Genomic DNA, 14,065 nt, shown 5'->3' on the forward strand with positions numbered 1-14,065 from the left:
GCCAACTATGCAACAAAGGACGGTAGCGAGGTGGTACTGGATTGAAGCCTCACTGTCCGAGCGTCAGCGAGTTTGAGGCTTCTTGATTCTTTTGGTTACTTTTCTCATCAAGGAGAAAAGTGACAAACGTCCGCAGACCGCGGCTGCAGTTCTGATACTTGGTAATGGAGGAATTAGGAAGCATAGGCCCATATTACTTAAGAAGGGAATGCCATTACCGGCAGGTGTAAACACCCCTCTTTAGAGCTGCGCTCGCTGCCTTAAACTCTCGTTTGGGCAATCCTCAAGGGGAGAATCTCTGCCATGCTAGAAACTGAGGAAAAAGCAGTGAATTACCAGCTAGGCAGAGGAAAATATGATTTTGAGGCTCACGCCTCACTGAAGTTGCAAACTGCAGACCATGTGAAGTCCAAGTTGAAAACTTGAACCATGGAGAGAGATGAACCAGGGAAAGAGATTAGAATAGGATGGCAAAAACTCCTTAGCAAACCAACAAACAGAAAAGCTAAAACATAAAAAAGCCGTCCCGCTTTGCAGCAGGACGGCCTTCCATTTAAACAAACAACTCTCTAAAATCCGCTCACGTTCAGGCGACCGCCGGTGGTGCATTTACCGGCCAGCGAGGAGGTTGGAACCACGCTGTTCAGGATGGCCGCTCTGATGGCTTCGGCTGTGGAACCTGGGTGCGAGGCTGCGTACAGGGCCACACCTCCGGTTACGTGCGGCGTAGCCATAGACGTACCGTTGTAAGAAGAATAGGTGTTATAGGCAGTAGAAGAGTAGATGCCTGAGCCTGGGGCCCCGATGTCTACCGTAGTAGCGCCATAGTTAGAGAAAGAAGATCTTCCGCCGGTGGAGGTAATGGCCGCTACCGCGATGACGTTGTCATATCCGGCGGCAGACGCAGTGTTGTAGTTAGAAGGGTAGCTTCCTACGGCATCATTGTCATCACCCACGCCGTCTGAGCCACCGTTACCGGCTGCGGCCACAAACAGGATCTGGGCTTTGGCTGCACGTACTACAGCATCAGACAGGGCTTGGGAGAAGCCACCGCCACCCCAGGAGTTATTGCTCGCCACGATGTTCATGTTGTGGCGGGTTTTCAGGTCGGTTAAGTAGTCAACGGCTTTGATGGCGTTGGCGGTGGTACCGCCTCTGCGGCCCAGGAATTTCAACGAGATCATGGTCACGTTCCAGTTCACGCCTACTACGCCTTTTCCGTCATTTTTAGCGCCGATGGTACCGGCCACGTGGGTAGCGTGGTCGTCATAGGCACCACGGGTACCGCCGTCATAGACAGAGTTGTCGTTGGCGTCAAAGTCCCAGCCGTTCACATCGTCAATGTAACCGTTTCCGTCATCATCCACGCCATTCACCGGATCAAACGGATTTTTCCATACCTGGCCCACCAAATCAGGATGGTCGGTCTGCACGCCTTCGTCAATGATGCCCACCACTACCGAGGCAGAACCGGTGTGACCGGCAGCCCAGGCTTCACCGGCCTGGCTACCATACTGGTTAGCGGGGGTGGTAGCGTCGCCGTACATACCCCACAGGGAACCGTTGGTGTAGTACGGGTCTGAAGAAGCCGCTTGGTGGGTGTAGATGAAGTTAGGCTCCGCGAATTCAATGGCGCCCTCTCCTTTGATTTTGCTCAAGGCTTCCAGTGCGGCCATGGGGGTATGCACCAGCACTACGCCTTCTTTGTCCCCGAACCGAGCCATGGTTTTGGTGAGAATCTTTTCTTTTACTTTACCGCTGATGCGCGCGAGCACCGCGGCCCGGGCCTCAGCGGCGGCTCCGGCTCTGAATTTAACAAGCACCTCATTAGGGACAATCTGTTGTCCACCGGCAATTCCCGCATCGGCTTGGGCAGTAGCCGACAATTCCTGATCTTCTGTTAACTGGTCTGTGTTACAGGCCGTCAATAACGTCGCCGACAACATGGCTGCCGCTACGGCAGACTTTCCAAAGGCAAGGTACTTTTTCTTCATGTTTGTTAGATTGGGTTAGGGTTAATATTAAATCTTGGTCTAATTGACTAAAATAAAAGACCATTACAAAGGAAAAATCCTGCTTTTACTTAACATAAATAATTCTATATTAGAATTGTACTTTCCTTGTGAATTAGGCGTGATATGGGCCTTTTCTAAAGAACATTTCTAATTTACAGGCCTATTTTGGCTTGTCTGTAACTATATACTTTTTCTATATTTAAGAATTGGGCTGTAAATTTTTCCAAGGATTCCAAAGGAGATACACATACCAGATCACCGCATCATTCAGGCCAGGCTTTTCCTGCTTAGAGGCTCCTTCCCAAAAAATGGCCTAAAAACGCATGTAGCTGAACAGGGCCAACAAAAAGGGCTGCTACAATCAAAACCAGAACCAGATTATAGCAGAGGAACTGGTTTAACCAACTCCAGAGATAACCGGCCTTACTTGGCTTGGCCTCAAACCTTTGAAGCTTGTCTGACGGATTTCATCTAGCTAATATATTTTGCTAACCAAATACCTTTATATTTATCTCATGACTCCCCGCACCTTATAAAGAAACCACCAATGGTTAAAAAGATGACAACACTATTTGAGAAACGCACCCTTGGCCAGCGGCCTACCTGGCTTCTGTTGGTTAGCCTCCTGCTGTTCTGTTTGGCCTCCCCTCCCCTGATGGCACAGGAAGCGCCCTTCAAGAAGGGCGTGAACCTGACGGGTTGGTTCCAGGCTAACAGCGCCCGCGAGGTGCAGTTTTCGCGGTATACCCGCCAGGACTTTGCGCAGATCAAGAGCCTGGGCTGCGATGTCATCCGGTTGCCCATTAACCTGCACGCCATGACCAGCGGCGCGCCCGCCTACACCATTGACCCGCTGTTCTTCTCTTTCCTGGACGAGGCTGTGAACTGGGCCGAGGAACTGAACCTGCACCTTATCCTGGACAACCATTCTTTTGACCCCATCGCTGATACCCAGCCCCAGGTGGAAACCATTCTGGAGAAAGTCTGGCCCCAGATGGCGCAGCATTACAAAGACCGATCAGAACGCATCTACTATGAAATCCTGAATGAGCCCCACGGCATCTCAGACGCGCAGTGGAACGCCATCCAGGGCCGCATCATCCAGGCCATCCGCCGGCATGATACCCGCCATACCATTATAGTAGGCGCTACCAATTTCAACAGCTACCAGAACCTGGCCCAACTACCGGTGTACCCAGACAGCAAACTCATCTACACCTTCCATTTCTACGATCCGTTCCTGTTCACCCATCAGGGCGCCACCTGGGTAGCGCCTTCGCTGTTGCCGCTGGCCAATATGCCATTTCCTTACCGCGCCCAGGACATGCCACCCCTGCCTAATAGCCTGCGGGGCACCTGGATGGAGAGCGCCTACAATAATTACCGGCAAGATGGCACCGTAGCCAAAGTGAAACAGCTCATAGATATTGCGGCCCAGTTCAAGCAGACCCGCCAGGTGCCGGTGTTCTGCGGCGAGTTTGGGGTGCTCATGGACTATAGCCGCCCCGCCGACCGCGTGTTCTGGTACAACGAGGTGCGCCGCTACCTGGAGGAAAAAGGCATTGCCTGGACCAGTTGGGACTATCACTATGGTTTCGGGCTATTCAACCCGGGCGGGACCGATCTTTTTGAGCATGACCTGAACGTTCCGCTGCTGCAGGCCCTGGGCTTTACCGTGCCGCCGCAGACGCCTTATGTGAAACAACCCGAGGGCAGTGGCTTCGCGGTGTATTCTGATTTTATAGGTGCGCGCATTGTGAACGCCAGTTACGGCAGTGGTCCCCTGGATTTCTACGCTGCCCAGAAACCCAACAACGGCCGCTACAGCCTGGCCTGGACCGGGGCCGAGCGGTACAGCAGCATCGCATTCGACTTCAAGCCCGATAAAGACCTCTCCAAACTGAAACAGGAAGGCTACGCCGTGGATTTCCTGTTCCGGGGCACTGCCCCCGCCCTCAGTTTTGACCTCCGTTTCCTGGACTCTAAAACGGGACCAGAGGATCATCCCTGGCGGTCAGGCGTCACCATCACCTCAGATCAGGTTCCTTTTGATGGCCGCTGGCACCACGTACGCATTCCTTTGAGTTCTTTCACCGAGAAAGGCTCCTGGGACGGCGCCTGGTTTAACCCCGAAGGCAAGTTTGACTGGACCAGCGTGGACCGCTTGGAAATCACCGCCGAGCACGCCAACCTGGGCCAAACCAAACTCTGGTTCGATAACATCTACGTTTCAAACCAGGATACCGCAAAAGTGTATGAGACCTCGGTTTTCACCGGAGCCGTGACCGGCATCTCTCCCGCCATTAAAAGCGCAGACCTGAAGGTGTACCCCAATCCGGCCGCCGGGTATCTGCTCCTGGAAACCACCTTGCCCGGTAAACTCACCGCGGAGCTCAGCAACAGCGTGGGTACGGTGGTCCATCGGGAGGCTTTCACCCAAAAGTTAAAGCTTTCTACCTCCACGTTCCCTGCCGGCGCTTACTTCCTGAAAGTGACCCAACCCAACGGCCAGTCTACTACCCGAAAGGTCATGCTGCAACGGTGAGGCCGCTCTAAGAAGTAAATACAAGTACACATTTTTATCTACTTAGATAACTCGCTTTTATGACGTTAATTAGGCATCTGTACTTTAAGTAAATATCACCTTCACCAATGCTTTAAGCTTAGCGCCTACTCTTCCGCTGTAAAACAAAAAGGCCGCCCTGAAAAGAATCAGGACGGCCTTTGCGTTTAGGACCTGTTTTTACAGGAATAGCTTACATCTAGAAATTGCTCATGTTCAGGCGGCCGCCGGTCACGCATTTACCAGTCAGCGAAGACGTTGGGGTGGCGCTGCTCAGGATGGCATTCTTGATAGCCGCAGCAGTAGAGCCCGGATGAGAGGCCGCGTACAAAGCTGCGGCGCCGGTTACATGCGGGGTAGCCATAGACGTACCGCTGTAGCCTGAGTAAGTGTTATAGGCGGTGGTAGAGTAAATGGCAGCCCCCGGTGCCCCGATGTCTACCGTAGTGGCTCCGTAGTTAGAGAAAGAAGCCCGTCCGCCGGAAGAGGTGATGGCAGCCACCGCGATGACGTTAGGCAGGTTGTAGTTGGATGGGTAGTTAGCCACCGCATCATTGTTATCGCCTACGCCGTCTGAGCCACCGTTCCCGGATGCCGCTACAAACAGGATGTTCTTGGCGTTAGACCGGTTGATAGCATCATAAAGAGCTTGGGAGTAACCGCCGCCTCCCCAGGAGTTGTTGCTGGCCACGATGTTGATCCCGTGGCGGTTCTTCAGGTCGGTTAGGTAATCCAGGGCTTTGATGGCACCAACCGAGGTTCCCCCGTTCTGGCCCAGGAACTTGCAGGAGATCATCTTCACGTTCCAGTTCACGCCTACTACGCCTTTCCCGTCGTTTTTAGCGCCGATGGTACCGGCCACGTGCGTGCCGTGGTCATCTAAGCTGCCCCCGGTTCCGCCGTCATAAACTGTTTTGTTGTTGCCGGCAAAGTCCCAGCCGTTCACATCGTCAATGTAACCGTTGCCGTCGTTGTCAATGCCGTCTGCTTTGTCATAAGGGTTAACCCAAACCTGGCCCTGCAGATCGGGATGCGTATTTTGCACCCCTTCGTCAATAATGCCCACCACTACCGAGGTAGAACCAATATGCCCTTTGGCCCAGACTTCACCGGCCTGGCTGCCGTAGACGTTCTTAGGGTTGGTGGCATCGCCGTACAATCCCCAGAGATAGTTTTGGGTGTAGTAAGGCTCGGTGGTAGTAGCCTGGTGGGTATATATGTAGTTGGGCTCGGCGTACTCAATCATGTCAGCGCCTTTTACTTTGCTCAGGGCCTCCAGGGCAGCCAGCGGCGTGTGCACCAGTACCAGTCCTTCTTTGTCGCCGAGGCGTTCCATGGTCTTGGTCAGGATCTTCTCTTTCACTTTGCCTCCTATGCGGGCGAGCACGGCAGTTCTGGCTTCTTGAGAAGCACCGGCTTTGAACTTCACCAGCACCTCATTGGGCACCACGCGCTGCTCTCCGTCCATTCTGGCGTCCCCTTGCGTAGCAGTAGATACCTCCTGGTTTTCAATGAGTTGTTCTGTATCGCAGGCGGTAAGCATGGCAACTGAACATAGGCTTGCCGCCAAGGCGAACCTCCCGAGGGTAAAGGAATTTCTCTTCATGTTTGTTTATTGGATGAGGATTAGATAGGACAAATCAATTATCAGCCAAAGTAAAGATAGGCCGTTGTACTGTTTAAATACAAATTAAATATTGCCATTAATAAAAAATCGAGACCTCACACACAGTCTACAACAATCACACTAAAAGGTATTTACTTTATTTACCATCATTAAACTGCCTGTTTCACTCCTTTCTTCAAAATTGCCACCTTTATATATTTAGTTATATTATATCTTAATAAGCAATTACTCTCTTCAACACATCATTATTCTATTTATTTCCGCAAGGTTCCTCTTGAAGTTGTACAAACTGTTTCTTACCCTGGAATTTGCATTAAACAAATAGAAAACTACATCCTGATTTGGGAGCCATTTTTAGCCCGAATTATCAAATTGAGCCTCAAAACAGTTTCCTGCCAGAACAGATTCACCCGAAAATTGCCCGGCAGAAAGCCTAAGCTCCCATCAACCAAACCCTGGCGCAAACAGGACAGTTACCATCGAAAAATATTTTCACTCCCACGGTTGCCATAGGTCTCACTTTTCTGTTTTAGAGCCATTTTCAGGATTTAGGATACAAAACGACAGATGCTTCCCACGTGAAAGCCTCTCTGCTGGTGCAAGTGGGTATAAATACGGAACAGAATGGGTATAACTTCATTAGCCTGATCGCGTGAACAATAGGGCTGCGGGCAAGCCGCTGCGCCTTTTATTCATAACCGATTCTCCATCCCCCATGAAAATACCTTTACACCCCCCCTACCTGGCCACTCCTTCACCAAACTGGCACCATCCCGATTCACACCTTGCAGCAAGCTTCGCTGGTTCCACCTGGAAGAGCCAACCCGAGGTCTTCCAACAACCCTCCGCATTGGGCAAGCCGCTCATCAATGCGTTGCGGCCACGTCCTAGACAAGTCTTCGGTTTTATGTTTGTGCTGTTGCTTTGCCTGGCTCTGGGCGGATGCGCCACCTGGGAAATGGGTGCTTCGGGGCAGCGGAAAGTAGCGGGTAAAACCTTCGTGATTGTGGGGGCTTCCAGCGGATTCGGGCGCGGGGTGGCCGAGCAACTGGGAGCGTACAAAGCCAATGTGGTGCTGGCGGCCCGCCGCGGAGAGTTGCTGGAGGAGATTGCCACCAAGATACGGGCGGCGGGCGGCACGGCGCTGGTGGTGCCCATGGACATCAGCAAACCCGAGGATGTGCAGCGCCTGGCGGAGGCAGCGGTGCAGCAGTACGGCAAAATTGATGTGTGGGTGAACATGGCCGGCGTGGGCGCTATAGGAAGGTTTTGGGAAATTCCCATCGCAGACCAGGCCCGCATTGTGGACATCAACCTCAAAGGCTTCATCTACGGGAGCCACGCCGCCATCCGGCAGTTCCAGACCCAGGGCTACGGCACGCTCATCAACTTGGGCTCCATTGAAAGCGAGAACCCATTGGCCTACCATGCATCCTACGCCGCCACCAAAGGCGGGGTCCTCAATCTGGGGCAGGCCATCAACCAGGAACTGAGGCTCAGCGGGCACAAGAACATCAAAGTTGTCACCGTTGAGCCCTGGGCAGTGGACACGCCGTTCTGGCAGCACGCCGCCAACTACAGCGGCCACACCGCCCGCATGGCTGCCATGGACCCGCCCAGCAAAGTAGTGAATGCCGTGATCAGGATGTCTTTGCGGCCCCGGAAAGAACTGCCGGTGGGTTGGAAAGCCCGCGGCTCCTGGATTTCGCACCACCTGTTCCCGCATTTCACCGAGCGAATCTCGGCCAACGTGGCGCACAAGTCCCAGATGAAAAACGCCCCGCCCGCGCCACCCACTTCCGGATCGGCGTTCACGCCCATGCCCACCGGCCGAGGGGTGGATGACAATGTCCGCCAGCGGATGAAGGAGGAAAACCGGCAGCGCCGCCAGCAGAAGAAACAGAAGTAAGGATTCTTGCTTTCTTGCGAGGCCGTTTCAGCTGTTATTTTCTGGTTCAAGTTTCCAACTTGGACCTACTTTAGTCTGAAGTTTGCAACTTCAGTGAGGCGGCAGCCTCAAGGATCAAGTTTCCTCGTTCTTTTGCCAGGTAGAACAGCACGGGAAAAGAGTGAAACAGGTCAGCCCTTACCCAGCAGTACCATCCAGCAAACCACATTTTCCGTTTCGGGGCCGTTTTAAGAAAAACGGCCCCGAAACGGAAAATGCACCCGATTACTGCTTCTCAATACCGCGGATCTTTCTGGAACGGTAGCTTGGCCATTTTCTCCACCTCCATGCTGGGGAACCCGAACTCCTCTACCACTTTGCCATAGAGCAGGTACACGCCGTTGCCTTTGAAGGGCCAGGCCTTGAGCGAGGGCGGGAAGTGCACAGTATCAAAGAAATCGCCGGCGCTGTCCAGGAAGGTGCCAAACTGCATGACCTCGCCGCGTACGGTACGCACGTACTTGGTGGTCACCAGCAGACCCATCATGCGCACCTTCTGCCCCAGGAACGCCAGCAGGTCTTTGGCGGGCACATCACCCCGCGCGGAGGTCTGCAGCAGGTCAAAGTACGAGCAGGTCACCGGAAAACCCAGCAGCTCCATCTCATCATAGGCGTCTTCCACTAGCGTGTGGGTGAGCGCGGGCAACATGAAGGTTTTGACCGGCGTCTGGAACAGCAACTCCTGGCCGGGCGCGGCCACCTTGTGGCCCAGGTGCATATGGGCCTCCCAGAGCAGCGTCTTCTTGTCCTGGCCCGTGAACCGTAGCGCCTGCACTCGCACCAGAATGAGCAACTGCTCCAGCGTGATTTGGCTGCGCCGGATGAACTCCTCCAGCGAGGCGTAAGGCCCGTTCTCCTCCCGCTCGCTTACCAGTTTGAAAGCCACTTTCTGCTCCAGGTTCTGCACGTGCACCAGGCCCAGGTAAATGTCCGTGCCCGTGATGGAGGTGTAGTACCCGCTATGGTTCACGCAGGGCAGATGGATGGTGCCGCCCGCTTTCTGGGCCTGCTGCACGTACACCCACGTCTTGTAGAAACCCCCGAAGTTGTTGATCACGGCCACCATGAACTCTAATGGATAATAGGTTTTCAGGAACAGGCTCTGGTAACTCTCCACGGCAAAGGAGGCCGAGTGCGCCTTAGAGAACGAATACCCCGCAAAGGACTCAATCTGCCGCCAGACCTCCTTGGTGATAGCCTCGGGGTAGCCACGCTCCCGGCAGTTGGCGAAGAACTTGTCCACCAGTTTCTGGAACTCGGCGCGGGAGCGGTACTTGCCGCTCATGGCCCGGCGCAGCACATCGGCATCCGCCAGATCCAACCCCGCGAAGTGGTGGCAGACCTTGAGCACGTCTTCCTGGTAGACCATCACGCCGTACGTCTCCCCTAGCTGCTCGCCCATGACCGGGTGGATGTGCTGAATCTGATCGGGGTGGTGGAACCGGTGGATGTAGGCTTTCATCATGCCGCTCTTGGCCACGCCCGGCCTGATGATGGAACTGGCCGCCACCAGTGACAGGTAATTGTCGCAGCGCAGCTTGGTCAAAAGCCCCCGCATGGCCGGACTCTCAATGTAAAAGCAGCCAATGGTGTCGCCGGACTTCAACTGTTCCTTCACTTTCTCGTCCTGCTTGAAACGGGCCACATCGTGCGCGTCTACCTTAATGCCCCGGTTCTGCTGCACCAGCTGCACGCATTCTTTAATGTGCCCAATGCCCCGCTGACTCAGGATGTCCAGTTTTTCAAACCCGATGCTCTCCGCTACATACATGTCCCACTGCACCGTGGGCAGGCCTTTGGGCGGCAAATCCAGGGCGGTGTAACTGCAGATGGGTTCCTCAGAGATGAGCACGCCCCCGGCGTGGATGGAGCGCACGTTGGGGAAATCGGTGAGCATCTTTCCGTACTGGAAGATCTTCTGGGTGATGCGGCTGGTGTTGGCATGCGCCAGCGGCTGCGCCACCAGCGCATCCAGCTCGGCTTTGGGCAGCCCGTAGACCTTGCCCAGCTCGCGCAGAATAGAGCTCTGCTGAAACGTGACCATGGCGCCCAGCAAGGCCGTGTGCTGCTTCCCGTATCGCTTGAAGATGTAGTCCAGCACCTCATCGCGCTCATCCCAGCTGTAATCAATATCGAAGTCAGGTGGCGAGCTTCGTTTGGGGTTGAGGAAGCGCTCAAAGTAAAGGTCCAGCTCAATGGGGTCAACATCGGTGATGTGCAGGCAGTAAGCCACCACGCTGTTGGCGCCGCTCCCCCGCCCCACGTGGTAAAAACCCCTGCTCATGGAGTACCGGATCACGTCCCAGGTGATGAGGAAGTAGGAACTGAAACCCAGCTTGTGGATGATGCCCAGTTCATGCGCCACCCGCTGTTTGGCCACTTTGTGCTGCGCGCCGTAGCGGTTCCGGAGCCCGTCCCAGGCCAGTTTCTCCAGCAGCAGCCGATCGTCCTCGTCAGAGCCGGTGAACGTGAGTTTATTCCTTCTTTTCTGAAAATCGAAGGTAAACGTAGCCTCCCGCGCCAGCTTCTCGGCGTTCTGCACCAGCTCCGGGAACTGCGCGTATTGTTTCAGGATGTCTGTGCAGGGCTTGAAACAGGCCTCCTCCCCGGTCACGCCGTGCGGAGTATCCAGCTGACTCAGCAGGATGTTGTTATCGATGGCCCGCAGATGCCGGTGCAGCGCCACGCCCTCCGCGTCCTTGCAGGTGAACTGCGGATACATAAGCAGCGGAGCCCCCTGCCGCCGCAACTCCGAGAACAGCAACTGGTTCACCTCACCGGGCGCCACCCCCACGTACTCATTCTCGCGGAGCGGCTGTTGCCCCGCCATCCCACTGGCCCGCGCGAACGGATAAATAATGAAAACGTGTGAGAAAACCGGCGGCACCTCGGGCAAAGGGTGGTGCTGCAGCAGGTAGTTGCTCAGGAACGCATTCAACTCCTGGAAGCCCTCCTGGTTTCTGGCGATACCCGTGTACAGCCACCGGTGATCACGCCGGAACTCAATGCCTACCAATGGCTGAAGGCCCTGCGCCTGGCAAGCCTTGATAAAAGGAAACACCCCCGAGGTGGTATTGATATCGGTCAAAGCCAGCGCCGCATACCCCCGCGCCTTCCCCTCCGCCGCCAACTCCTCCACCGACAGCGTGCCGTACCGCAGACTATAATAAGAATGGACAAAGGCTAACATACATTGGTATCAAGTAGCACGCAGCATGCAGCACGACTAATTAACATACTTATTCAGATTAAAGACCTCTCTTCCAACTTACCTCCTAGCATCCTGCAGATGCGGTTCTAGCCTGATTTCCGGAAAACAGCCTCTTAACGGCAACCTTGCCTGATTGCAGGATTCCGATTTTGGAGAACTGTTTCATGCTTTTTGATTTAGCCTTTGTTGACAGCCAATTCATTCTTCGAAGAACATGGTTCAAGTCTTGGACTTGGACCTAAAATGCCGGAAGTTTGCAACTTCCGTGAGGCCCAAGCCCCAAACTGGCTTTGCTGATTCAATCTAATTTTTCCTTTCGCTGGCGCGAGCCTCCGGCTCGTGTCCGCACGCATACCAAAAGCCTGACCAGATCAGCAATGTGAAGGCACGAGCCAGAGGCTCGCGCCAGCGTTCTACCTCAGGAAATGATGAGCTCTCGTTTCCTTGGCCTGTCCCCTGACAGGCCAACCCAGTGGTGGCTAACTTTTGGTTCTAGTTTTCGGTCTGTCAGGGGACAGACCGAGGAGAATAGGATAGACCAAGGAGCGTTTTTGAACTGCCGTCTTCCCCAGTGATTTTTGAGGCTGTCGCCTCACGGCAGTTGCAAACTGCCGGTCATGGTAGGTCCAAGTCGCAGACTTGAACCATGTGCTTTGTTTTGTTTTGCTTTGTTTAGCGGCTGTTTTCCCAAAAAGAGGCTGAAAACTGTTCCCCGCGAACCGTCAGCCAGTCAGCCAGATCTACTTTAAAGCGGACTATTCTCTCAAGTACACATTCCCCATTAGCACATCAGCACATTACCTCATTAGCACATTAACCCCAGCACATTACAACCCCACCGCCCGTTTCACCGCGCTGTCGCCGTAGCGGTGCCTGATTTTGTCCATGGCCTGGTAGAGGCTGGCCAGTTCGGCGGTATCCTCAAAGAGGTCTATCTGCTGGAAACCCTGCACCAGGTGACTCAGGCGCACGCCCAGCAGCCTGATGAGCAGGCGGCGGTTGTAGAGCTTCTGGAACAGTTCTTTCGCTTTCTTGATGAGGAGGTGGTCTGAGGCGGTATAAGGGATGGAGATCTGCTGGGTGTGCGTGTCAAAGTTGGCGTACCGGATCTTGACCGTGATGCAGCCGGTAAGCTTGCCCTGTTGGCGGAGGTCAAAGGCCAGCCCCTCAGTCATGGACACCAGCAGGTTGTTCAGGAAAGAGATATCGGTGGTATCAGAGGCGAAGGTCTTCTCCGTGCTGATGGATTTCTGCTCGGAGTACGGCACCACGGGCGCGCGGTCAATGCCGTTGGCTTTCTCCCAGATATGTACCCCGTCTTTGCCCAGCACCTTCTGGATCATCTCCACCGGCACCATGGTGAGCACCTCAATGGTAGGGATACCCATGTTGCGCAGCAGTTGGTAATTCTTCTGCCCCACCCCCGGGATTTTCCGGATAGACAGCGGTGCCAGGAACGGCTTTACCTCCTCCTGGCAGACCTGCAGCGCTCCGTTAGGCTTGGCCTGCCCCGTCGCGATTTTAGAGACCGTCTTGTTCACCGACAACCCGAAGGAAATAGGCAGGCCCGTTTCCTTCATGATGGTGCTGCGGAGCTCGTTTGTCCATTTCCAGGTCCCCACGAATTTGTCCATCCCGGTCACATCCAGGTAATGCTCGTCAATGGAGGCCTTTTCATAAACCGGTGCCTTATCGGCGATGATCTGGGTTACTTTGTGGGAATGCTGGCTATAGGCCTCCATGTCACCGCGCAGCACGATGGCCTCACTGCAGAGTTGCCGCGCCATTTTCATGGGCATGCCCGCGTGCACCCCGAAGAAGCGCGTCTCATAACTGCAACTGGCCACCACCCCTCTGTCTGAGAGGCCACCAATAATGATAGGTTTATGCTGGAGCTGGGTGTTGCGCAGGCGCTCCACCGACACAAAAAAGGTATCCAGATCTAAATGGGCAACGGTACGGTTCTCTGTTAACAACATACTTTTCCGGAAAAGCTAAAACCACAAGGCTTACAAATACTAAATATTTTAGCAATTACGGTATAGGCATATAGATAAGCTAAATATATGAGAAATATTTATTCACATATTTACTAACATAGTTAGCATAAAACTTGTCATAGAAGGAGGTAAAATCAACTACTATTGTGCCTTATGATGGCGATAGAGGGTTTTCAGAGAGGATATTCAGGTTGTTGGTGAGAACACCAACAACGGCGGACAGGTTGGTTATAGAGGAAAAGGATAGTGATTTACTAAAGAAGATAGCAGCGGCAAGGCACTGTCGTTTGTTGCGGAGGAGCCGTTGGAGACAAGGCGGTGCGTGGTCTCTACATCGGATAATAATTCAATTGAATGCCATGAACGGCAGGTGTAAACACCTCCCTCGCCCCCTCAAGGGGAAGTCTCTGCTTTAGGTAGATATGTACTAACGGCAGTTGCAAACTGCCGTTCATGGTAGGTCCAAGTCACAGACTTAAACCATATCCTATATAGAAGACGCTCGCAGGACCTCCGGACGCTGCGAGGTCTGAGCCGTCCCTGCCGGCGTATTCCTGTTTCCAGCCTTTCGGTGGAGCGCCTTGTGATTTTCCGGTGTTGGGCAAAGCCCAACATTCCGATGGCTTTAGCCGAGGAAAGGAAAAGAACACAGCGCGAGGCCGGAAGGCGGGGCCTCGCGGCCGTGAGCGCACGGAGCTTAG

The 14,065-nt window shown here is 54.1% G+C and carries 6 protein-coding genes; 2 read left to right on the forward strand and 4 right to left on the reverse strand.

The genetic code is table 11. The features are described from left to right. Positions 1–569: 569 nt before the first annotated feature. Positions 570–1,994 (reverse strand): S8 family peptidase, encoded by a 1,425-nt coding sequence (locus J3P35_RS13110; RefSeq protein WP_210465035.1) that lies wholly within the window; start codon positions 1,992–1,994, stop codon positions 570–572. 580 nt (positions 1,995–2,574) lie between these two features. Here J3P35_RS13110 and J3P35_RS13115 point away from each other — a divergent pair. Then, positions 2,575–4,560: a cellulase family glycosylhydrolase gene (locus J3P35_RS13115; RefSeq protein ID WP_210465036.1), complete on the forward strand. Its 1,986-nt coding sequence runs from the start codon at positions 2,575–2,577 to the stop codon at positions 4,558–4,560. A gap of 217 nt (positions 4,561–4,777) precedes the next feature. Here the strand turns inward: J3P35_RS13115 and J3P35_RS13120 are convergent, their stop codons facing one another. Beyond that, a complete protein-coding gene (locus J3P35_RS13120; RefSeq protein WP_246850201.1) occupies positions 4,778–6,121 on the reverse strand; it encodes a S8 family peptidase in 1,344 nt (447 codons plus the stop codon). Positions 6,122–6,920: 799 nt separating this feature from the next. Between J3P35_RS13120 and J3P35_RS13125 the strand changes: the two genes are divergently transcribed. After that, positions 6,921–8,114, forward strand: a complete 1,194-nt coding sequence (locus J3P35_RS13125; RefSeq protein WP_246850203.1) for an SDR family NAD(P)-dependent oxidoreductase — start codon at positions 6,921–6,923, stop codon at positions 8,112–8,114. Between the two features lie 274 nt (positions 8,115–8,388). Here the strand turns inward: J3P35_RS13125 and J3P35_RS13130 are convergent, their stop codons facing one another. Beyond that, the gene (locus tag J3P35_RS13130) at positions 8,389–11,343 is read right to left on the reverse strand and encodes a DNA polymerase III subunit alpha (protein WP_210465038.1); all 2,955 of its coding nucleotides are present in this window, start codon (positions 11,341–11,343) and stop codon (positions 8,389–8,391) included. 848 nt (positions 11,344–12,191) lie between these two features. After that, on the reverse strand, positions 12,192–13,343 hold the full coding sequence (dinB, locus tag J3P35_RS13135) for a DNA polymerase IV (protein ID WP_210465039.1): 1,152 nt from the start codon (positions 13,341–13,343) through the stop codon (positions 12,192–12,194). Between the last annotated feature and the right edge of the window lie 722 nt (positions 13,344–14,065).

The sequence above is a fragment of the Rufibacter roseolus genome, from assembly GCF_017916365.1.
GTDB classification, from domain to species: Bacteria; Bacteroidota; Bacteroidia; order Cytophagales; family Hymenobacteraceae; genus Nibribacter; species Nibribacter roseolus.